General features: G+C 67.1%; 20 protein-coding genes. 10 read left to right on the top strand and 10 right to left on the bottom strand.

What is annotated here, in order from left to right:
• The 4 genes from nuoN to FOA17_RS16160 are packed head-to-tail and all read left to right on the top strand — an operon-like array spanning nt 1 to nt 4653.
• A complete protein-coding gene (gene nuoN, locus FOA17_RS16175; RefSeq protein WP_149142545.1) occupies nt 1-1437 on the top strand; it encodes an NADH-quinone oxidoreductase subunit NuoN in 1437 nt (478 codons plus the stop codon).
• Nucleotides 1427-2185: a biotin--[acetyl-CoA-carboxylase] ligase gene (locus FOA17_RS16170; protein ID WP_149142544.1), complete on the top strand. Its 759-nt coding sequence runs from the start codon at nt 1427-1429 to the stop codon at nt 2183-2185. Before nuoN ends, FOA17_RS16170 begins: the two co-directional genes overlap by 11 nt.
• A 12-nt stretch (nt 2186-2197) precedes the next feature.
• Nucleotides 2198-2977: a type III pantothenate kinase gene (locus FOA17_RS16165; protein WP_149142543.1), complete on the top strand. Its 780-nt coding sequence runs from the start codon at nt 2198-2200 to the stop codon at nt 2975-2977.
• On the top strand, nt 2974-4653 hold the full coding sequence (locus FOA17_RS16160; protein WP_149142542.1) for a ribonuclease J: 1680 nt from the start codon (nt 2974-2976) through the stop codon (nt 4651-4653). The genes FOA17_RS16165 and FOA17_RS16160 overlap by 4 nt, the downstream gene beginning before the upstream one ends.
• A gap of 73 nt (nt 4654-4726) precedes the next feature.
• On the opposite strand, the gene FOA17_RS16155 is transcribed toward FOA17_RS16160, so the two are convergent.
• The 5 genes from FOA17_RS16155 to FOA17_RS16135 all read right to left on the bottom strand — a co-directional run bounded on the left by FOA17_RS16155 (nt 4727) and on the right by FOA17_RS16135 (nt 10777).
• Entirely contained in the window at nt 4727-6334 is a 1608-nt protein-coding gene (locus FOA17_RS16155) for a DEAD/DEAH box helicase (protein ID WP_149142541.1), read from the bottom strand.
• A gap of 148 nt (nt 6335-6482) precedes the next feature.
• A complete protein-coding gene (locus FOA17_RS16150) occupies nt 6483-7499 on the bottom strand; it encodes a glycosyltransferase family 2 protein (protein WP_149142540.1) in 1017 nt (338 codons plus the stop codon).
• Nucleotides 7500-7650: 151 nt separating this feature from the next.
• The gene (locus FOA17_RS16145) at nt 7651-9249 is read right to left on the bottom strand and encodes a peptide chain release factor 3 (protein WP_149142539.1); all 1599 of its coding nucleotides are present in this window, start codon (nt 9247-9249) and stop codon (nt 7651-7653) included.
• Nucleotides 9250-9300: 51 nt separating this feature from the next.
• Nucleotides 9301-9720, bottom strand: coding sequence for an FG-GAP repeat protein (locus FOA17_RS16140; protein WP_149142538.1), 420 nt, complete (start codon nt 9718-9720; stop codon nt 9301-9303).
• A 61-nt stretch (nt 9721-9781) separates the two neighbouring features.
• Nucleotides 9782-10777: a Hint domain-containing protein gene (locus FOA17_RS16135; RefSeq protein ID WP_238991853.1), complete on the bottom strand. Its 996-nt coding sequence runs from the start codon at nt 10775-10777 to the stop codon at nt 9782-9784.
• A gap of 161 nt (nt 10778-10938) precedes the next feature.
• On the opposite strand from FOA17_RS16135, the gene FOA17_RS16130 reads away from it, so the two are divergent.
• Together FOA17_RS16130 and FOA17_RS16125 are read left to right on the top strand one after the other, a co-directional pair.
• Nucleotides 10939-11718, top strand: coding sequence for an SDR family oxidoreductase (locus FOA17_RS16130; RefSeq protein WP_149142537.1), 780 nt, complete (start codon nt 10939-10941; stop codon nt 11716-11718).
• Nucleotides 11719-11856: 138 nt separating this feature from the next.
• Entirely contained in the window at nt 11857-12939 is a 1083-nt protein-coding gene (locus FOA17_RS16125) for an ABC transporter ATP-binding protein (protein WP_149142536.1), read from the top strand.
• Here the strand turns inward: FOA17_RS16125 and FOA17_RS16120 are convergent.
• Both FOA17_RS16120 and FOA17_RS16115 read right to left on the bottom strand, forming a co-directional pair.
• Nucleotides 12893-13612, bottom strand: coding sequence for a helix-turn-helix transcriptional regulator (locus FOA17_RS16120; protein ID WP_149142535.1), 720 nt, complete (start codon nt 13610-13612; stop codon nt 12893-12895). The two genes, FOA17_RS16125 and FOA17_RS16120, sit on opposite strands and share 47 nt — an antisense overlap.
• A gap of 32 nt (nt 13613-13644) precedes the next feature.
• A complete protein-coding gene (locus FOA17_RS16115) occupies nt 13645-14013 on the bottom strand; it encodes a hypothetical protein (RefSeq protein ID WP_149142534.1) in 369 nt (122 codons plus the stop codon).
• A 165-nt stretch (nt 14014-14178) separates the two neighbouring features.
• Here FOA17_RS16115 and FOA17_RS16110 point away from each other — a divergent pair, with 165 nt between their 5' ends.
• From FOA17_RS16110 to FOA17_RS16095, 4 genes are read left to right on the top strand one after another with little or no spacing between them, the layout of a single operon-like run.
• Nucleotides 14179-14397: a twin-arginine translocase TatA/TatE family subunit gene (locus FOA17_RS16110; RefSeq protein WP_149142533.1), complete on the top strand. Its 219-nt coding sequence runs from the start codon at nt 14179-14181 to the stop codon at nt 14395-14397.
• A 27-nt stretch (nt 14398-14424) separates the two neighbouring features.
• Nucleotides 14425-14970 carry a Sec-independent protein translocase protein TatB gene (gene tatB / locus FOA17_RS16105; protein ID WP_149142532.1) on the top strand — a complete coding sequence of 182 codons (546 nt, stop codon included), beginning with the start codon at nt 14425-14427 and terminating at the stop codon, nt 14968-14970.
• Nucleotides 14967-15824, top strand: a complete 858-nt coding sequence (gene tatC, locus FOA17_RS16100) for a twin-arginine translocase subunit TatC (RefSeq protein ID WP_149142531.1) — start codon at nt 14967-14969, stop codon at nt 15822-15824. Before tatB ends, tatC begins: the two co-directional genes overlap by 4 nt.
• Nucleotides 15817-16662, top strand: coding sequence for an ATP-binding protein (locus FOA17_RS16095; RefSeq protein ID WP_149142530.1), 846 nt, complete (start codon nt 15817-15819; stop codon nt 16660-16662). Before tatC ends, FOA17_RS16095 begins: the two co-directional genes overlap by 8 nt.
• 156 nt (nt 16663-16818) lie before the next feature.
• On the opposite strand, the gene FOA17_RS16090 is transcribed toward FOA17_RS16095, so the two are convergent.
• The 3 genes from FOA17_RS16090 to surE form a co-directional block, all read right to left on the bottom strand.
• The gene (locus FOA17_RS16090; RefSeq protein WP_149142529.1) at nt 16819-18117 is read right to left on the bottom strand and encodes a peptidoglycan DD-metalloendopeptidase family protein; all 1299 of its coding nucleotides are present in this window, start codon (nt 18115-18117) and stop codon (nt 16819-16821) included.
• Between the two features lie 68 nt (nt 18118-18185).
• Complete coding sequence (locus FOA17_RS16085; RefSeq protein WP_149142528.1) at nt 18186-18851, bottom strand: protein-L-isoaspartate(D-aspartate) O-methyltransferase; 666 nt, start codon at nt 18849-18851, stop codon at nt 18186-18188.
• A complete protein-coding gene (gene surE, locus FOA17_RS16080; protein ID WP_149142527.1) occupies nt 18848-19636 on the bottom strand; it encodes a 5'/3'-nucleotidase SurE in 789 nt (262 codons plus the stop codon). Before surE ends, FOA17_RS16085 begins: the two co-directional genes overlap by 4 nt.
• Nucleotides 19637-19676 lie beyond the last annotated feature (40 nt).

Raw genomic sequence — 19676 nt, 5'->3', positions numbered from 1 at the left:
ATGACCGGCACTGATTTCAACATCGTCCTGCCCGAGGTTCTGCTGGCCGTCTATGCCATGGCGGCGCTGCTGTTCGGCGTCTATACCGGCAAGGACAAGCTGACCGGGGCGCTCACCTGGGCCACCGCCGCGCTGTTCGTGGTGCTGGCCTTCTGGATCGGCGTGAATGGCGAGGGCGAGCGGACCGCCTTTGGCGGGCTGTTCAACGATGACCCCTTTGCGCGCTATGCCAAGGTGACCATCCTTCTGTCGGCGGCGGCGGTTCTGGTGATCAGCCTCGATTACCTGGTGCGGCGCGGGCTGGCGCGGTTTGAATACCCGATCCTCATCACGCTGTCGGTTGTCGGCATGATGATGATGGTTTCCGCGGGCGATCTGATGGCGCTCTATGTCGGGCTGGAGCTGCAATCGCTCGCGCTTTACGTCGTGGCCTCGTTCCGCCGCGACAGCGCGAAATCGACCGAGGCGGGGCTGAAATATTTCGTTCTGGGGTCGATGTCCTCGGGGCTGCTGCTGTATGGCGCCTCGCTGACCTATGGCTATGCCGGCACCACGCTGTTCTCGGGCATCCTGTCCACGCTGCATCATGGCGCGCCGCTGGGCCTGCTGTTCGGGCTGGTCTTCATGCTTTCGGGCCTGGCGTTCAAGGTTTCGGCGGCGCCCTTCCACATGTGGACGCCGGATGTCTATGAAGGGTCGCCGACGCCGGTGACGGCTTTCTTCGCGACCGCGCCCAAGGTGGCCGCGATGGGGCTGTTCGCGCGGCTGGCGCATGACGCCTTTGGCGCAATCCCGGGCGACTGGAGCCAGGTGATCGCCGTTCTGGCGGTGCTGTCGATGTTCATCGGCGCCATTGCCGCGATCGGGCAGCGCGACATCAAGCGCCTGATGGCCTATTCCTCCATCGCCCATATGGGCTATGCCCTGATGGGTCTGGCGGCGGGCACCGCGCTTGGCGTGCAGTCGATGCTGGTCTACATGGCGATCTACGTCACGATGAATATCGGCACCTTCGCCTTCATCCTGTCGATGGAACGCGATGGCCAGCCGGTGTCGGATATCGCGTCGCTCAACATGTTCTCCAAGCGTGAGCCGCTCAAGGCGCTGGCGCTTCTGGTCCTGATGTTCAGCCTCGCGGGCGTGCCGCCGATGGTGGGCTTTTTCGGCAAGTTCTATGTGCTGAAGGCCGCGCTGGATGCCGGGCTGGGCTGGCTGGCGATTGCCGGGGCCGTGGCCTCGGTCATCGGTGCCTTCTACTATCTGCGCATCGTCTATTTCATGTATTTCGGTCAGGAATCCGAAGGACTGGAAAGCCGGATGAGCCCGGCGCAATGGGTGGCGCTGGTGGGCGTTGCGGTGATCATGGTGCTGGGCGCGGTGAACCTGCTGGGCATCGACCCCGCCGCAGCCGTGGCGGCCGAAGCCCTTGTCCGCTGACCCGCTTTGGCCCGAGGGCGTGGCGCGCCACGTCCTCGACCGGGTGGACAGCACCAATGCGCATGCGATTTCCCTCGCGCCGGGCCTGACAGGTCCGGCGTGGGTCATTGCGGGGGAACAGACCGCGGGGCGGGGGCGGCGCGGCCGGCCCTGGATCAGCCCGCGCGGCAATTTCTATGGCAGCCTGATCCTGCGCCCCGAAGGCCCGGCCGATCAGGTCGCGCTTTACAGCTTTGTCGCCGCGCTCGCGCTGCGCGATGCCTGTGTGGCGCTGACCGATCTGCCGGCGGCGTTCAGCCTGAAATGGCCCAATGACGTGCTGCTGAATGGCGGCAAGCTGGCGGGGATCCTGCTGGAAAGCAGCGGTGTTGCGGGCCGGGTCAGCCATCTGGTGATCGGGATCGGCGTCAACCTGATCGGCGCCCCGCCGGTCGAGGCGGTGGAGCCGGGCGCGGTGCCGCCGGTCAGCCTGCTGGCAGAGACCGGGCTGCGCATCGCGCCCGAGCGGTTCCTGACCCATCTTGCCGCCGCTTTTGCCCATTGGCAGGGGGTGCTGGAAACTGGGGGCTTTGCGCCGATCCGTGCCGCCTGGCTCGACCATGCCGCCCGTCTGGGCGAGGTGATCCGCGCCCGCACCGGCCAGACCGAAAGGCGCGGCCGGTTCGAGACCATCGACGCCAGCGGCGCGCTGGTGCTGAATATCGACGGACGGCGCGAGGCGATCCCCGCCGCCGATGTGTTCTTCTGAGGGGGGGCGCCCATGCTGCTGGCCATTGATTGCGGCAATACCAACACGGTCTTTTCCATCTGGGACGGCGCGCGTTTCATCGCCACCTGGCGTATCGCTACCGATCACAAGCGCACGGCGGACGAATATTACGTCTGGCTGCAATCGCTCATGGTGCTGAAAAAGCTGGATACGACGATTACCGAGGCGATCATCTCCTCGACCGTGCCGCGGGTGGTGTTCAACCTGCGCGTCCTGTGCAACCGCTATTTCGATTGCCGGCCCTATGTGGTGGGCAAGCCGGGCTGCGAATTGCCGGTGGCGCCGCGCGTCGATCAGGGCACCACGGTCGGCCCCGACCGGCTGGTCAATACCGTGGCGGGCTTTGATCGCCATGGCGGCAATCTGGTGGTGGTGGATTTCGGCACCGCGACCACCTTTGACGTGGTCGATGTCGATGGCGCCTATATCGGCGGCGTCATCGCGCCGGGCGTGAACCTGAGCCTTGAGGCGCTGCATATGGCGGCAGCGGCGCTGCCGCATATCGACATTGCCCGCCCCGCCAGCGCCATCGGCACAAATACGGTGGCCTGTATGCAGGCCGGGGTGTATTGGGGATATATCGGCCTCGTCGAAGGCATCGTGCGGCAGATCCGGGCCGAGCGCGAAAGCCCGATGAAGGTCATCGCGACCGGGGGCCTTGCCCCATTGTTCCAGCAGGGAACCGATCTATTTGACTCGGTGGAGGACGATCTGACCATGCATGGTCTTGTCCTGATCCACCGCTACAACAAGGAACTGGAAACCGCATGAGCGTGAAGAACCGCCTGATCTATCTGCCCCTGGGGGGTGCCGGCGAGATCGGGATGAACACCTATGTCTATGGCTACGGCCCCGAGGATCGCGAGCGGTTGATCGTGGTCGATCTGGGCGTGACCTTTGCCGACATGGACACCACGCCGGGCGTCGATCTGATCATGGCCGATATCTCCTGGCTGGAGGCGCGGGCCGACCGGATCGAGGCGATCTTCATCACCCATGCGCATGAGGATCACATCGGCGCGCTTGGCCATCTGTGGCCCAAGCTGAAAAAACGGGTCTATGCCCGGCGCTTTACCGCCGCCATTGGTCGCCTGAAATTCGAGGAACAGGGCCATCCGACCGATGTGATCCACACGGTCGAGCCGCGGCCCACCGTGGTCGAGGCCGGGCCGTTCCGGGTGCAATTCGTGCCGCTGGCGCATTCGATCCCCGAAAGCTCGGCGCTGATTATCGACACGCCGGCCGGTCGCATCCTGCATTCGGGCGATTTCAAGCTGGACCCGACCCCGATCGTCGGCGAGGGCTGGGATGAGGCCGCCTTCCGCGCCATTGCCGACGAGACGCCGATCAAGGCGCTGATGTGCGATTCGACCAATGTCTTTTCGCCCCATCCCGGCCGGTCCGAGGCGACCTTGGCCGACCCGATCCACGGGCTGATCGCCAATGCCGGCGGCATGGTGGTGGCGACGACCTTTGCCTCCAACGTGGCGCGGCTCAAGACGCTGGCCGAGGCGGGGCGCGCGGCGGGGCGGTCGGTCTGCCTCTTGGGCCGCGCGATGCAGCGCATGGTCAAGGTGGCGCAGGAAACCGGCGTGCTGACCGATTTCCCGAATGTCATCCCGTCGGAACAGGCGGCCGAGGTTTCGCGCCAGAATCTGATGCTGATCGTGACCGGCAGCCAGGGTGAACGCCGCGCCGCCACCGCGCAGCTCAGCCGTGGCAAGTATCTCGGGCTGGAGCTGAAAGAGGGCGATCTGTTCCTGTTCTCGTCCAAGACCATTCCGGGCAATGAACGCGATGTGCTGCGCATCATGAACGCCTTTTCGGAAATGGGCGTGGATGTGGTCGATGATACCGGCGGGCGCTATCACGTCTCGGGCCATGCCAACCGCCCGGATCTGGAGCTGATGCACCAGGTCTTGCGGCCGCAGATGCTGATCCCGATGCATGGCGAACACCGCCACCTGCGCGAGCATGTGAAGCTGGGCGAGGCGCGCGGCATTCCGGGCGAGATCGCGACCAATGGCATGATGATCGACCTGACCGGCGATGTGCCGGAAGTGGCCGAATATATCGAGACCGGGCGGCTGTATCTGGACGGGTCGGTGCTGATCGGCGCGATGGACGGGGTGATCCGCGACCGGATCCGCATGGCGCTGAACGGTCATGCCATGGTGAACGTCATCCTGGACGAGGAAGATGCGCCGCTGGGCGAGGCCTGGGTGGAGCTGATGGGCCTGCCCGAGGTCGGCAAGCGCGGGCAGGGTCTGGCCGAGCTGATGGAGGCCGAGATCACCGAATTCCTCGACCGCGCGCCGGCCAAGGTCATGCGCGACGATGACAAGCTGGACGAGGCGCTGCGCCGCATCCTGCGTCAGGTCGCGGTGGAGGAGATCGGCAAGAAACCCGAGGTGACTGTGGTGGTCAGTCGTCTGGCGGTGGAATAGAGGGGCGACCGCGCCCCCACAAAACCAAAGGGGCGCCCGAGGGCGCCCCTTTTTCATGCGGCAACCGGGCGGATCATTCCGGCTCGGCCACGCTTTCCAGTTCCGGCGCCTCATCGGCGGTTTCGGTCGCAGGACGCGCCTTCAGCTTGAAGCTGCGCAGGATGAAATCGGGGACGTGGTCGCCCATGCCGACCACGCGGTCGTCGCGGTCATGGCGGCGGCGATCGTCACGACGATCGTCGCGGCGGTCTTCGCGACGTTCCTCGCGGTGGTGATGGCCGTGGGGGGCGGTGCCGTGGGTATGGATCTGCGGCTTGGGCGCGCGGTCTTCCCGGCGCTCCTCGCGCCGATCTTCGCGCCGGTCTTCACGGGGCGCGGCCTCACGCCGATCTTCACGCCGATCCTCGCGGGGGGCCTCGGCGGTGTCGCGCGACTCGCGGTTCTCGCGGGCTTCGCGCGCCGGTTTGCCACGGCCCTTCGGCCCACGCTCATCGCGGCGCTCCGACCGTTCGCGCGGCTCGGGCAGGGCAAAGCCCTCGGGCAGCGATCCGCGCGGGATCGTCTGTTTCACCAGATTCTCGATATTGGTCAGGTATTTCTCATCCGACGGGGTCGAGATGGAAAAGGCCTTGCCCTTGCGCCCGGCGCGGCCGGTGCGGCCGATGCGGTGGACGTAATCCTCGGGATGCGACGGCAGGTCAAAGTTGAACACATGGCTGACCGAGGGGATGTCCAGCCCGCGCGCCGCCACATCCGAGGCGACCAGCAGCTGCAACGACCCGTCGCGGAACCCGTCCAGCGTCTTCATCCGCTGGCTCTGATCCAGGTCACCATGAATCGGCGCCGCGTTGAAACCGTGCGATTTCAGCGATTTGGCGACGACATCCACATCCATCTTGCGATTGCAGAAGATGATGGCATTGGTGCAGGTCTCGCCCTCGGCCTGGATGAGCGCGCGCAGCACGGCGCGCTTTTCGGCAAAGCTGCGGTCCTTGCGGCTGGGGGTGAATTGCACCAGCGCCTGTTCGATGGTCTCGGAGGTGGTGGATTGGCGCGCCACCTCGATCTTGGCGGGGTTCGACAGGAAGGTCGAGGTGATCCGCTCGATCTCGGGCGCCATGGTGGCCGAGAAGAAGAAGGTCTGACGGGTGAAGGGGGTCAGGCTGAAGATGCGTTCGATATCGGGGATAAACCCCATGTCGAGCATGCGGTCGGCCTCGTCCACCACCATGATCTGCACGCCGGTCAGCAGCAGCTTGCCGCGTTCGAAATGATCAAGCAGCCGGCCCGGCGTCGCGATCAGCACATCGACGCCGCGGTCGATCAGCTTGTCCTGTTCGCCAAAGGCCACGCCGCCGATCAACAGCGCCTTGGTCAGCTTGGTATGCTTGGCATAGGTGTCAAAGTTTTCGGCAACCTGCGCGGCCAGTTCGCGCGTCGGGCACAGCACCAGGCTGCGCGGCATGCGGGCGCGGGCGCGGCCCTTGCCCAGCAGCGTGATCATCGGCAGCGAGAAGCTGGCGGTCTTGCCTGTGCCAGTCTGGGCGATGCCCAGCACGTCGCGGCCTTCAAGCGCATGGGGGATGGCCTGGGCCTGAATGGGGGTGGGCGTTTCATAGCCCGCTTCGGAAACGGCTTGCAGCACACGCGGGTCGAGCGCGAGATCGGAAAATTTGGTCATCAGCGTCCTGTGTCGGCGGGATCGGCCCGCGATAGGGTCTATGGGACGCAACTGTTCCGGGCGCCCCGGCGTCTTGGCCCATCCGGGCCGCCTTTGGCCGTTAGCGGATATGCGCGCCCGCGTCAAGTCACAGCGCGGAAACAATGGGCTAGAGATAGTCGCTGAGCGGCCCCAGCAGCGGCACATGCCCCTCGAATTTCAGGCAATCGCGGCGCAGGGCGCGCATTTCGGGATCGTCCATCAGGATCACGAATTTCTCCTTGTGCAGCGCGATGGATTGCCGCCGCAGCCGCATCAGCCGCCCGCCCGAGGCCTCGTCCAATGCGCGCATCCGCGCGACGATACGCGGCAGAAAGCGGGTGATCGACAGATCCTCCACATAATTGCGGTTGCGATGCGCCCAGTAGCGCAGGCCGACATCGCGGTCGTCATTATGCGCCGAGCCGCGCTGCGTCTTGACGAGGAAACTGTCGAGATCGCGCACGATGTAATGGTTGATCTGCGCCAGCGCCTGCCCGCCCGGATCGGTGGAGTTGTAGTTGCGCACCTGATAGCGGTCGAGCGGCAGGCCCGAGCCATTGACCACCCGCAGGCCGGCAAAGGGTTCCTCTGCCTCGGGCGGCTTGTGGATGCCGGGGCGGCTGAAGGGGCCGGGGCGGAACAGCGCCTTGTAGGCGTTGAAATGTTCGTCATCGGCCATGACGTAATCGGCCATGGTAAAGCGTTCGGACTGGAGCTGATAGCCCTGCATCTTGCGCCCGCCATGGCCGAACAGCCGCCAGTTCACCATCATCAGGTCGAAATCCGGGGCGGCGGCGATCAGGTCGGCCAGGGTGCCGTCGCCGGTCTTGACCACCAGCATCTCGTCCAGATCAAGCGCCATGACCAGATCGGCGGCCTGATATTCGGGCAGGTCGGCCGCGCGGGTATAGGCCTTGACTTGATGCGCGCCGCGCCGAGCAGGGTTGCGGAAATACTGGATCGCCCCGAGATCGGCCAGACAGCGGGCGATTTCCGGGGTCAGGTCATCGGAATCGTTCTGGAAAAGCGCGATATCGGTGAAGCCGAGTTCCAGGTGATGCGCCACCCATTCGAGGATATGGGGGCCTTCATTCTTGGCGGTGCCCACCAGAAACGCACGCGGACCGGAAAGCGGGGCAGACATCGGACCTCCTGTCACCTGTGCGGATTAGACCGCAGCGCGCCCGGAAGGGCAAGCGGGGGCGCGAGGGGCACGGACGCCGGAGGGGTTTTGCACCCCTCCGGACCTCCCCGCAGGATATTTTTGAACAGATGAAGGGGAGGCGGGCGCCGCCTCAGGCCATCATTTCCTTGGTGGCGGTCAGCCGCAGGTCGGGATAGTCGCGCTGGACGCGGTCGATATCCCATTGCAGGCGGGTCAGGAACACGGCGTCGCCGTCGTGATCCTCGGCCATGTGGCCCTTGTTGACCGCGATCAGCTTTTCCATCTCGGCCTTGGGGCCGGCGACCCAGCGGGCGGAATTGAACTGGCTGGGTTCAAAGCGGACGGGCAGGCCGTATTCCTGTTCGATCCGGCTGGCCAGCACGTCGAATTGCAGCGCGCCGACCACGCCCACGATGAAGCCCGAGCCGATCATGGGTTTGAACACCTTGGCGGCGCCTTCCTCGGCGAATTGCATCAGGGCCTTTTCAAGATGCTTGGCCTTCATCGGGTCGCCCGCGCGCACGCCTTGCAGCAATTCGGGGGCGAAGGAGGGGATGCCGGTGAAGCGCAGCTTTTCGCCCTCGGTCAGCGCGTCGCCGATGCGGAGCTGTCCGTGATTGGGGATGCCGATGATGTCGCCCGCCCAGGCCTCTTCGGCCAGTTCACGGTCGGCGGCAAGGAACAGCACCGGGTTCGACACCGCCATGGGTTTGCCCGTGCGGACATGGGTCAGCTTCATGCCGCGTTCGAAATGGCCCGAGGCGAGGCGCAGGAAGGCCACGCGGTCGCGGTGCTTGGGGTCCATATTGGCCTGCACCTTGAACACAAAGCCGGTGACCGGGCTTTCCTCGGGGCCGACCTTGCGGCCGGCCGTGGGTTGCGGTTGCGGTTCGGGGCCGAAATTGCCGATCCCGTCCATCAGTTCCTTGACGCCGAAGGAATTGATCGCCGAGCCGAACCAGATCGGCGTCATATGGCCTTCGAGAAAGGCCTTGCGATCGAAGGCGGGCAGCAATTCGCGCGCCATTTCCAGTTCTTCGCGCAGTTTGGCAAGCAGCGCGGCGGGCACATGTTCGGCCAGTTTCGGGTCGTCGAGGCCCTTGATTTCCAGGCTTTCGGCGACGCGGTTGCGATCGGCGCGGTCCATCAGTTCCAGCCGGTCGTTCAGGATGTCGTAGCAGCCGAGGAAATCGCGGCCCGAGCCGATGGGCCAGCTGGCGGGCGAGACGTCGATGGCCAGGTTTTCCTGGATCTCGTCGATGATCTCGAAGGTGTCGCGGGCCTCGCGGTCCATCTTGTTGCAGAAGGTCAGGATCGGCAGGTCGCGCAGGCGGCAGACCTCGAACAGCTTGCGGGTCTGGCTTTCCACGCCCTTGGCGCCGTCGATCACCATGATCGCCGCATCTACCGCCGTCAGGGTGCGGTAGGTGTCTTCGGAAAAGTCGCTATGGCCGGGCGTATCGACCAGATTGAAGCGATATTGCCGGAAATCGAAGGACATGGCCGAGGCCGAGACGGAGATGCCGCGATCCTGTTCCAGTTTCATGAAGTCGGAGCGGGTGCGTCGCGCCTCGCCCTTGGCGCGGACCTGGCCGGCCATCTGGATCGCGCCGCCGAACAGCAGGAACTTTTCGGTGAGTGTGGTCTTGCCGGCATCCGGGTGTGCGATGATCGCAAAGGTCCGGCGGCGGGCGATTTCGGGCGGAAGGGTGGGGCGATTGTCCAGCATGGCCGGGAAATACCGCGCCTGTGCCGCTTGCGCAATGGTGTGGGCGGGGTCTCAGCGCAGGCCGAAGCGCATCTCCTCCAGCCGCGAGGGGCAGCAGCGCGGGTCGTTCGGCGCGTAGCTGCGCAGGCGCAGCACCAGTTGGCCGCCCTCGCGCCGGGCGGTCTCGATCCCGCCGGGCAGGTCGAGCCGGCGCCAGGGCAGATGGCCGCCGCCGGGCTGGGCGGCAAAAATCCAGTGATGCAGCACCCAGGCATTGCCGCCCTCGGGAAAGCTGAAGGCGCCCTGCACCAGCAGGTCTGGCAGGCCGTCACCGGTCAGGTCGCCCTGCCAGACCCGGGCGCCGTCGAACAGCATCGGCTCGGACAGCAGCGGCGGCAGGACGGTGGCCATGGCGGCGCTTGGCGTGACTTCGGTCAGTTCTTGCGCCATGGCGGCGCAGGGCAGCAGACAGAGCAGGGCGATCAGGCGCATCGGGGCGATCCTTTCCGGGCGCGGGCCGTGGTCGCGATGGTGGCTTGCCGCGGACGGGCGGTCAACGTCCGCCCGCGCTGCCGCGCCCGCGCAGGGGGGGAAGCGTTTCCAGCACCTGCCGCCCGGCCTCGGTGCCGAAATGCTGGTTCTGGCTCAGGCCCGGAAAGCGCGCCTTGACCTCGGCCGACAGGCTGCCTGGCAGGCGGTTCAGCACGGCTTCGGAGACCATCAGGCTTTCGGCGGGAATGCCCTCGGCATAGACGATCTCGTGGCGGTCGAAGACCAGGCTGAAATAATCGACAAAGCCGCCCTCGCGCAGAAAGATGCTGTCCTCGTTCACCAGATGACGCGCCTGGACCAGCAGTTCCGAGGTGGTGGTGCCAGGGGCGCGGCGGCGTTGATAGAGGAACATCCGGTGGTGCTGGCTGACGATCAGATCGCCCGAATTGCCCATGGCGCCCGCGGTGATCACCACCGGCGCAAAGGCACCCACGGCGCGCAGCGTGACATGGCCCACCCATTGCACCGCCTGGGGCCCGTGGTCGCGGGTCAGCACGCGGTCGCCGGGCGCGAGCGTCTCGATGGTGCATTGGCTGCCATCGGCCATGGTGATCAGCGTGCCGCGCGCGAAGCTGACGCAAAGCAGGTCGGAGAGCGCGGCATGGTCGGGCGCCTCCTCGACCTTCAGCAACTGATAGCCGATGCCTTCGCCCATCGGGGACAGCGGCAGGGCGTAAAGCCCGGCATCGCGGCCTTGCAGCGACAGGATCAGCAGTTCCACCCGGTCGCCGTCATCGCCCATCAGCGTGTAGCGCGACAGGATCTCCAGCCGGTCGCCGGGCGCGCCCAGTTGCGAGCCGGGGGCGACGGCATTCCCCGCCAGCGACAGGCGCAGCGCGGCGCCGGCATGATCGAGTTCGTAGATATCGCCCGGGCAGACCTCGTCCGGGCCAAGCAGCCCGTCGCCCAGATTGACGCCATGCGCGACAAAGATCAGATCGGCGGGAAAGACCATGCAGGCCTGTCCGGGCACCGTTCCGTCACCTTCGCCTTGCATTCTGGTCCCCTTCCATCGCGTCGCGGCGCTTCTATCGGGCATTTTCCCGTTTGAATACAGCATTTTTCCGGCAGGGCCGGGCCAGAGATGTGGCGGCGGCGGAAATTGCCTGCGCCGGGGGCATGCGCTAGGGTCGGGCGGACAGGAACAGGAGGAACGGCATGGATCTGGGCATTCGGGGCAAGCGGGCGCTGGTCTGCGCGGGGTCGAAGGGGCTGGGGCGCGGCTGTGCCGAGGCGCTGGCCGAGGCCGGGGTCGATCTGGTGCTGAACGCGCGCGGCGCCGAGGCGCTGGAGGCGACGGCCGCGGCGATCCGGGCGCGCCATGGCGTCACGGTGCAGGCCATCGCGGCCGATATCACCTCCGAGGCCGGGCGGGCCGAGGTGCTGGCGGCGGCGGGCGAGGTGGATATCCTGGTGACCAATGCCGGCGGCCCGCCCCCCGGCATGTGGAGCGACTGGAGCCGGGAGGATTTCATCCGTGCGCTGGATGCCAACATGCTGACGCCGATCGCGCTGATGCAGGCGCAATTGCCGGGCATGATGGCGCGCGGCTGGGGGCGGGTGATCAACATCACCTCGGCCTCGGTGCGTTCGCCCATCGGGGTGCTGGGCCTGTCGAACAGCGCCCGCGCCGGGCTGACCGGCTTTGTCGCCGGCACCGCGCGGCAGGTGGCGGCGCGGGGGGTGACGATCAACAACCTGTTGCCCGGCATCCATGACACCGACCGCGCGACCGCGCTGGATGGCGGCGTGGTCAAGGCGCAGGGCATCACGATGGAGGCGGCGCGGGCGCAGCGCATGGCGACGATCCCGGCCAATCGCTATGGCACCCCGGCCGAGTTCGGCGCGGCTTGCGCCTTTCTGGCCTCGCAACATGCGGGCTTCATCGTGGGGCAGAACATCCTGCTGGATGGCGGCGCCTTCAACGCGACGGTCTGAGCCTGGCGCCCTTGGCCGTGCCGCGGCCTTGCGCCTGCGGCGTGCTCTGGCCTTGCGCCTGCGGCGTGCTGCGGCCTTGCGCCTGCGGCGCGGGGCTGCTAGCAGGAAACCCGATGATTTCACTCGGATAGCCCGCCTGTGCCGCAGACCCCCCGCCTGGAGATCGAGAACCTGACCCGCAGTTTCGGCGGGCAGCCGGTGGTGGATCACGTCTCGCTGGGCATCGCGCCGGGGCAGGTGACCTGCCTGCTGGGGCCGTCGGGCTGCGGCAAATCCACCACGCTGCGCATGATCGCCGGGGTGGAGACGCCCGATAGCGGCCGCATCCTGATCGACGGTCAAGAGGTTTGCGGCCCCGCCCGCATCCTGCCGCCCGAGGCGCGCGGCGTCGGGCTGATGTTTCAGGATTTCGCGCTGTTTCCGCATCTGACCGTGGCGCAGAATGTGGGCTTTGGCCTGCGCGGCGACCGTGAGGCGCGCACGCGCCGGGTGGCGGAGCTGCTGGAAAAGGTCAACCTGCCGGGCTATGCGGGCAAGCATCCGCATGAATTGTCGGGCGGCGAACAGCAGCGCGTGGCACTGGCCCGCGCCCTGGCGCCGCGGCCGCGGCTCATGCTGATGGACGAGCCGTTTTCCGGCCTCGACAACCGCCTGCGCGACGGCATTCGCGACAGCACGCTGGAGGTGCTGAAGGAAGAGCGCACCGCGGTGCTGCTGGTCACGCATGAGCCGGACGAGGCGCTGCGCATGGCCGATGAAATCGCGCTGATGCGGGGCGGGCGCATCGTGCAGCGCGGCTCGCCCTATAACGTCTATAACAGCCCGGTGGACAAGGCTGCGGCGGCTTTCTTCAGCGATATCAACGTGATCCGGGGCGTTTCGCGCGGGGCGCTGACCGAAACGCCCTTTGGCGAATTCCTGACTCCCGGCCATGCCGATGGCGCGGCGGTGGAGATCGTGATCCGGCCGCAGCACCTCAAGATCGACTTTGACCGCGCCGGGCGCGGCCCCAACCCCACCCCGCAAGAGGGCACGCCCGCGCGCGGCACCGTGCAGCGCGCGCGCTTTCTGGGCCGCGAAAGCCTGGTGGAGTTTCGCATGGATTTCGAGGGCGCGCCCCTGACCGCCGCCGTGCCGGGCGTGTTCCTGCCCAAGCCCGGCACGGTGCTGTGGCTCATGATCCGGCGGGATCGGTGCTTCGTGTTTCCGGCGAAAGTGTAGCATCCGCCGCGATGCGGGCGCGGTAATCCTCCAGCTCGCGGCCCGGTTCGCGGGGGAAGACCTCGCCCGTGTCCTGCACCGCGACGATGCGGTCCAGCCGGAAGCTGCGGAAATCGCCGCGCGCCTCGCACCAGGCGGCCAGCGTCCAGACCCGGCCCCAGAATTCCAGTTGCAAGGGCCGGATGTCGCGATGCGTCTCGCCGCCGGTCACGTCGATATAGCTGATCGACAGGCGCTGCCGCGCGCGGATGGCGTGGCGGATCGTCGGCAGATGCGGGGCTGCGCGGGTGGTCTCGTCGCCGGTGAAGACAAACAGGTCGTCCGGCTCTGCCGTGGGGGCGGCGGGCATCACGGCGGCGATCTTGGCCGCCAGGCCGCGCGCGGCGCGCCCCAGCCCCGGATCGGCGCCCTCGGCCACCAGCCGCACGCCCAGGCGCAGCGCCTCCATCTCCTCGCTGGTCAGGATCATCGGCGGCAGGGTGATCGGCGCGCGCAGGATATAGCCCACGCCGCGCTCACCCTCGACCGGCAGGCCCGAGGCCATGAGCGTGGCCATGTCGCGCCAGATGGTGCGGACCGAGACCTCCAGCCGCGCGGCCAGTTCCGAGGCGCGATGCAGCCGCCCGTCGCGCAGGATCTGGATCAGGTCGAACAGGCGGTCGGTGCGGCGCATGGGGCCGAGCATTCCCGACCGCCCGGGCGGCGTCAATCGGTCATCGACCAGATCACCGCCTCATGCGCCATGCTGACGCTGCTGACATCAATCGCCGCCATATAGGGGCCAAAGGCCGGGTCGGCGGTCACCTGCGCCGCCGCCGCCTGCGCCTCGGCCCGTCCGGACCACAGCACAAGATCGGTCCAGCCGCCGGTTTCATCGCGCAACAGATGCCGCGCCAGAAAGCCGGGCTGGGCGCGCACCAAGGCGTCAGTCGCCCGGGCGGCATCGGCAAGCTGTTGATCCGTTGTGTCTTTTGCGGCGCGAAAGCGCACCACCTCCATCACCGGCTGCGGGGTGTCGGGGCTGGTCTGGCCGGGGCGCGCCTGGCTGGCGGTCGGTTTCGATTCGGTCTGCATCGCGGTCTCCCTTGTGTTGGCGATGCGGTTTTCTCGCATGGGGCAACTGACATATAGCTGTCAGCAATCGTCAGCGCTTTTGCGTTTTTCTGCTGCGGGCGCGGCCCCTTTGCGCGAAAAGGGCGTCAACCCGCCGCCTGCGCGCGGCGTTCAGGAGTGTGAGACATGCTGAACAATATCGGCCTTCCCGGCCTTCTTCTTATCGCCGTCATCGTCCTTGTGCTGTTCGGCAAGGGCAAGGTCAGCTCGCTCATGGGCGAGGTGGGCAAGGGCATCACCGCCTTCAAGAAAGGCGTGAAGGACAGCGCCGAGGAGCTGGAGAAATCGAGCGCCGATGCCGCGCGCGACGTGACCCCGCCGCCCTCCGACAAGGACAAGGTCTGAGCGTCCGCGACGCAGAGGGCATGACGCATGCTGGATATCGGCGGAACTGAGATTCTGGTCATCGCCATCGTGGCGCTTGTGGTGGTGGGGCCGAAAGACCTGCCACGCATGTTCCATACGCTTGGCCGTTTCACCGGCAAGCTGCGCGGCATGGCGCGCGATTTCCAGTCGGCCATGAATGACGCGGCGCGCGAAAGCGGGCTGGACAGCGTGCGCCAGGATATCGGCGACGTGGTGTCGAAGAAAAACCTCGGGCTGGATGCGCTGGAAACCGCCGCCTCGCGGTTCGAGCAATGGGATCCGACCAAGGCGCGCAGCCCTGCCGCAGCAGCGGCGGCCGCGGCGGCCACCGCCTCGGAAATCGCGGCGGATGAGGATATGGCCGACAGCCTGGCCGAAGCCGCGCCTGCCCCCGTGCAGGCGCCTGCGCCGAAACCGCCCGCCAAACCGCGCAAGCCCCGCGCCACACCTACCGAGGCGAAACCCGCCGCCCCGCCGGCCGCAAAAAAGCCCGCCGCGAAACCGGCTGCCAAACCGGCCGCAAAGAAACCGGCGAAAAAGAGCGAGTCATGACCGACGACAGGATCGAAGACAGCGCAGCGCCCCTGGTCGAACATCTGGCAGAGCTGCGCAAGCGGCTCATCTGGTCGGTGCTGGCCTTTGTCGCGGCGATGTGCGTGGTGTTTCCCTTCGCGGGCCATGTCTTCAACTTTCTGGCCCATCCGATCTGCGACGCGCTGGCCGCCAATGGCCAGGATTGCATGCTGCAACTGATCAAGCCGCAGGAAGGCTTTTTCGTCGCGATGAACATCTCGCTGTTCGGCGGGCTGATGCTGGCCTTTCCGGTGATCGGCTATCAGCTGTGGCGCTTTGTGGCGCCGGGTCTCTACCGGTCGGAAAAGAACGCGCTGCTGCCCTTTCTGGTCGGCTCGCCGGTGATGTTCTTCCTGGGCGCGGTGTTTGCCTATTACGTCGTGCTGCCGATGGCCTTCGGGTTCTTCCTGTCCTTCCAGCAGATCGCGCCGGGCGTCGCCGAAACCGCGACGGATGCGGCCAGCGGCGAAACCTCCAGCCTGCCGGGCATCGTGTTCCAGGGCTCGGCGCAGGAATATCTGGGCGTCACGATGAAATTCGTGCTGGCCTTTGGCCTGTGCTTTCAGCTGCCGGTGCTGCTGGTCCTGCTGGGCAAGGCGGGCATCATCTCGTCGCGCGGGCTGGCGGCGTTTCGCAAATATGCCATCGTCGGCATCCTGATCCTGGCCGCCGTCGCGACACCGCCCGACATGATGAGCCAGCTCATCCTGTTCTGCGCGATCTACCCGCTCTACGAAGTCTCGGTGGTTCTGATCCGCATGATCGAGAAAAAGCGCGAGGCAAAGCTGCGGGCCGAAGGTCTGTGGGACGAGGATGAAGACGGCGATGACTGAGAGCGACAGCCTGCGCCGCATCGCCGAGGCGCTTGAACGCCTCGCCCCCGCGCCGGCGCCGCTGCCCGATGTGACGGCCGCCGAGGCCTTTGTCTGGCATACCGGCCCCGACCGGCTGGAACCCGTGGACCGGGTGGCGCGGGTCGAGCTGGACCTGCTGGTCGGCGTGAACCGGGCGCGCGACACGCTGCTCGACAATACGCTGCATTTCGCGCAGGGCCTGCCGGCCAATAACGCGCTGCTCTGGGGCGCGCGCGGCATGGGGAAATCGAGCCTGGTCAAGGCGGTGCATGCGGCGGTGCGGGCGCGCGGGCTGGATCTGAAGCTGGTGGAACTGGCGCGCGAGGATCTGCCCTCGGTCGGGCGGCTGCTTGCGGTGCTGCGCGCCGCGCCGTCGCGCTTTGTGCTGTTCTGCGATGACCTGTCCTTCAGCCATGACGACCAGCATTACAAAAGCCTGAAGGCCGTGCTGGATGGCGGGATCGAGGGGCGGCCGGACAATGTGATCCTCTATGCCACCTCGAACCGCCGCCACCTGATGCCGCGCGACATGATCGAGAACGAACGCTCCACCGCGATCAACCCGTCCGAGGTGGTCGAGGAAAAGGTTTCGCTGTCCGACCGGTTCGGGCTGTGGCTGGGCTTCCATCCCTGTTCGCAAGACGAATATCTGGCGATGATCGAGGGCTATTGCGCCGCCTGGGGCGTGAACGTCGCGCCCGAGACGCTGCGCGCCGAAGCGATCGAATGGCAGGCCACGCGCGGCGCGCGGTCCGGTCGGGTCGCCTGGCAGTTCTTCACCGATCTGGCGGCGCGTCACGGCGTGCGGGTTTCCTGAAACGGGGGCGGCTTGCCGGGGGCATCGAACCCCCGTCAAGCCGGCTGCCGCGGAAAGCCGGGGCCTTTGCCCCTTCATCTGTTCAAAAATATCCTGCGGGAAGGTCCGGAGGGGTGCAAAACCCCTCCGGCGCCTGCCACGGGCGCGCGGCGCGGATCATTGCAGATATTTCGTCGGGTCCACCGAATCAAAGCCCTTGCGGACCTCGAAATGCAGGAAGGCCGGGCTGCCCGCGCGCACCTTGGCGATGCTCTGGCCGCGTTTCACCGTGGCGCCCTTGCTCACCGACACCGCGTCGATGCCGCCATAGACCGTCAGCAGGTTGTCGGCATGGCGGATCACCAGGATCGGCACGCCTTCGGTATTCTTGGTGATGGCGGCGACGGTGCCATCGCCAGCGGCGGCGACCGAGGTGCCGGCGCTGGCGCCGATGTCGATGCCGTCATTGCGGCCCTTGGCATAGCCGCGGATGATATTGCCGGCGACCGGCATGCCCAGCTTTGCCCCCGAGGCATTGGTGCGCGTGGCGCCCAGATCAGCCACGGGTTTTGCCGCCGGCTCCGCCGGTTTGGCGGCGGGCGGCGTGGCGACCGGGGTCGCGATCGGTGTGGCGGCCAGCGGCTTGGCCCCGGCGGCGACCTGCGGTGCCGCGGTGGCGACCGGGGGTTCATCCTTGGCGGGCAGCGGTTTCGCGGCCGAGGGCGGCACCGGCGTCGGGCTGCCGGCACCGGGGGCGGTGACCGGATCGGGCACCCGCAGCGCGGCCTGCGGCGCGGCGGCGACGGGGATCAGCAGATATTGCCCTTCGCGCACCGTCAGATTGGCATCCAGCCCGTTCCATTCGGCCAGATCCTTGGCCGAGACATTATAGGCCCGGGCAATCGTATAGGCGGTTTCGCCACGGGTGACCTGATGGCGCGCGGGTTCCATCCCCGGCGCCTGCGAGGCCGAGGCCGCGCCGGCCTGCCAGCCATTCGGCGTGCCGGCGGGGGCGGCCTTGTTGATCGCGTTGCCGGCGATGGTGCTGACATCAATCGGGCCCGACTTGATCGGCCCGCCGGCGATGCCGCCCGCCGGAGGCGTGCCCTCCGCCACGCGGCGGGGCAGGGCCATGATCTCGCCCTCGCGCAGCGTGTTGCCGGGCTGCACGGCATTGTAGCGCGCCAGTTCCCCGGCATCGACACCGACCCGCGCGGCCAGGCTGCTGACCGTGTCACCGCGCCGCGCCACCGCGACCTGGTAACCGGGATAGGAGATCACGCCGCGCCCGTCCGGGGCCGGCCGATTGGCCGCGGCGCTGCGGGCCGCATCGGCGGTAGAGACGCCCTTGGGCCGGAAATCCCAGTCGAAAGGCTTGCCGCCCCCCATCGAACAGGCGCCCAGCAGCAGCAACGCGGAGCCGAGGCCCAAAAGGCGCAGCGCGGGGGCGGGACGGGGCGTGAAAAGGATGGACATGGCTCGACCTCTTGCCTGCCCGGTTGGCCCGGGTCGTTCAGATTACGCTTCATATTGTGCGCGGGAGACTACTCCGACGCAAGCCCTTCGACCAGAGGAACAAAGCGCACCGGGCGGAGTTCCTCGTATTCAAAGCCCTTTTCGCCGCGTGTGACCTTGATCAGGCTCTGCACCGCATCGGATTGGCCGACCGGCAGCACCATCACGCCGCCGGGTTTCAACTGCGCCAGCAGCGGCCCGGGCGGGTCTTCGGCGGCGGCGGTCACGATGATGCGGTCAAAGGGCGCCTGTTCGGGCCAGCCGAAACTGCCATCGCGGGCGACGGCGGTGATATTGGTCAGGTCCATGGCGCGGAACAGATCGACGGCCTCGCGCACCAGGCGGCGGTGGCGGTCCACCGTATAGACCCGCCGCGCCAGATGGGCGAGGATCGCGGCCTGATAACCCGATCCCGTGCCCACCTCCAGCACCACGTCGCGGGGCTGCACGTTCAGCGCCTGGGTCATCAGCCCGACGACCGAGGGTTGGGAAATGGTCTGCCCGCAGGAGATTGGCAGCGGCATGTCCTCATAGGCGCGGTCGGCGAACAGGCCCTTGACGAAGGCGCCACGGTCCACCCGCTCCATCGCGGTCAGCACGCGGCTGTCGGTCACGCCGCGCGAGCGCAGGGCAAAAAGAAAGCGCATCTTGCGTTCCGCCGGGTCGTCCTGGGGGTGATCCGGCGCCCCTGTCATGCCAGCCGCTGCTCCAGATCCGCCAGAAGGTCATGGGCGGTCAGGTCGGCGCGCATGGGGGTAACAGAGATCCAGCCCTCCAGATTGACCGCCGCGTCGCTGCCGGGCGCGGTCGGGCGATGCTGCGGTCCGCCCTTGATCCAGAGAAAGCGCCGCCCGGAGGGTGAGACCTGCGGTTCGGCGGAAAACGAGGTGTCGCGGCGAAAGCCCTGCGGCGCCACCTTGACGCCGCGCACGCCGGCGGCGGGCACGGGCGGGAAATTCACGTTGTAGAACAGACGGTAATCATCCTGCGCCTGCCACAGGCCGCGGTCGAGCAGGGCGCGCACGACCGCGGTGCCATGCTGGCGCGCGGCCTCGAACGTATCGTCCAGATCGGCGGTCGCGGGGCCCATATATTGCGACAGGGCGATGGCCGGCACGCCTTGCAGCGCCGCCTCCATCGCGCCGCCGATCGTGCCGGAATAAAGCGTGTTCTCGGCGGCATTATTGCCGCGATTGACGCCTGACAGCACCAGATCGGGCTTGGCGCCCTGCAACACGTCATAGATGCCGGCCAGCACGCAATCGGCGGGGCTGCCTTCGGCGGCATAGCGGCGCGGCGCCAGCTTGGCGATCATCATCGGGCGCGAATAGCTGATGCAATGGCCGACGCCCGATTGTTCAAAGGCGGGGGCGACGGTCCAGACCTCGCCCGCCGGGCCGGCGATGGCGGTGGCGATGCCCTCCAGCACCTCAAGGCCCGGCGCGTTGATCCCGTCGTCATTGGTGATGAGAATGCGCATGCCCGGCCCCGTTCAGTGTGATTTCCTGATTAGACGAGGC

Source organism: Gemmobacter caeruleus (assembly GCF_008271655.1).
GTDB classification, from domain to species: domain Bacteria; phylum Pseudomonadota; class Alphaproteobacteria; order Rhodobacterales; family Rhodobacteraceae; genus Gemmobacter; species Gemmobacter caeruleus.
Note: the sequence above shows the minus strand (reverse complement) of the source record. Positions and strands in the feature narration are given on the sequence as shown.

Bases quoted from the DNA above. Each gene is read 5' to 3' on its own strand.
- nuoN (WP_149142545.1), top strand. From the start codon at position 1: ATGACCGGCACTGATTTCAACATCGTCCTGCCCGAGGTTCTGCTGGCC.
- FOA17_RS16165 (WP_149142543.1), top strand. From the start codon at position 2,198: ATGCTGCTGGCCATTGATTGCGGCAATACCAACACGGTCTTTTCCATC.
- FOA17_RS16160 (WP_149142542.1), top strand. From the start codon at position 2,974: ATGAGCGTGAAGAACCGCCTGATCTATCTGCCCCTGGGGGGTGCCGGC.
- FOA17_RS16155 (WP_149142541.1), bottom strand. From the start codon at position 6,334: ATGACCAAATTTTCCGATCTCGCGCTCGACCCGCGTGTGCTGCAAGCC.
- FOA17_RS16150 (WP_149142540.1), bottom strand. From the start codon at position 7,499: ATGTCTGCCCCGCTTTCCGGTCCGCGTGCGTTTCTGGTGGGCACCGCC.
- FOA17_RS16145 (WP_149142539.1), bottom strand. From the start codon at position 9,249: ATGCTGGACAATCGCCCCACCCTTCCGCCCGAAATCGCCCGCCGCCGG.
- FOA17_RS16140 (WP_149142538.1), bottom strand. From the start codon at position 9,720: ATGCGCCTGATCGCCCTGCTCTGTCTGCTGCCCTGCGCCGCCATGGCG.
- FOA17_RS16135 (WP_238991853.1), bottom strand. From the start codon at position 10,777: ATGCAAGGCGAAGGTGACGGAACGGTGCCCGGACAGGCCTGCATGGTC.
- FOA17_RS16130 (WP_149142537.1), top strand. From the start codon at position 10,939: ATGGATCTGGGCATTCGGGGCAAGCGGGCGCTGGTCTGCGCGGGGTCG.
- FOA17_RS16120 (WP_149142535.1), bottom strand. From the start codon at position 13,612: ATGCGCCGCACCGACCGCCTGTTCGACCTGATCCAGATCCTGCGCGAC.
- FOA17_RS16115 (WP_149142534.1), bottom strand. From the start codon at position 14,013: ATGCAGACCGAATCGAAACCGACCGCCAGCCAGGCGCGCCCCGGCCAG.
- FOA17_RS16110 (WP_149142533.1), top strand. From the start codon at position 14,179: ATGCTGAACAATATCGGCCTTCCCGGCCTTCTTCTTATCGCCGTCATC.
- tatB (WP_149142532.1), top strand. From the start codon at position 14,425: ATGCTGGATATCGGCGGAACTGAGATTCTGGTCATCGCCATCGTGGCG.
- tatC (WP_149142531.1), top strand. From the start codon at position 14,967: ATGACCGACGACAGGATCGAAGACAGCGCAGCGCCCCTGGTCGAACAT.
- FOA17_RS16095 (WP_149142530.1), top strand. From the start codon at position 15,817: ATGACTGAGAGCGACAGCCTGCGCCGCATCGCCGAGGCGCTTGAACGC.
- FOA17_RS16090 (WP_149142529.1), bottom strand. From the start codon at position 18,117: ATGTCCATCCTTTTCACGCCCCGTCCCGCCCCCGCGCTGCGCCTTTTG.
- FOA17_RS16085 (WP_149142528.1), bottom strand. From the start codon at position 18,851: ATGACAGGGGCGCCGGATCACCCCCAGGACGACCCGGCGGAACGCAAG.
- surE (WP_149142527.1), bottom strand. From the start codon at position 19,636: ATGCGCATTCTCATCACCAATGACGACGGGATCAACGCGCCGGGCCTT.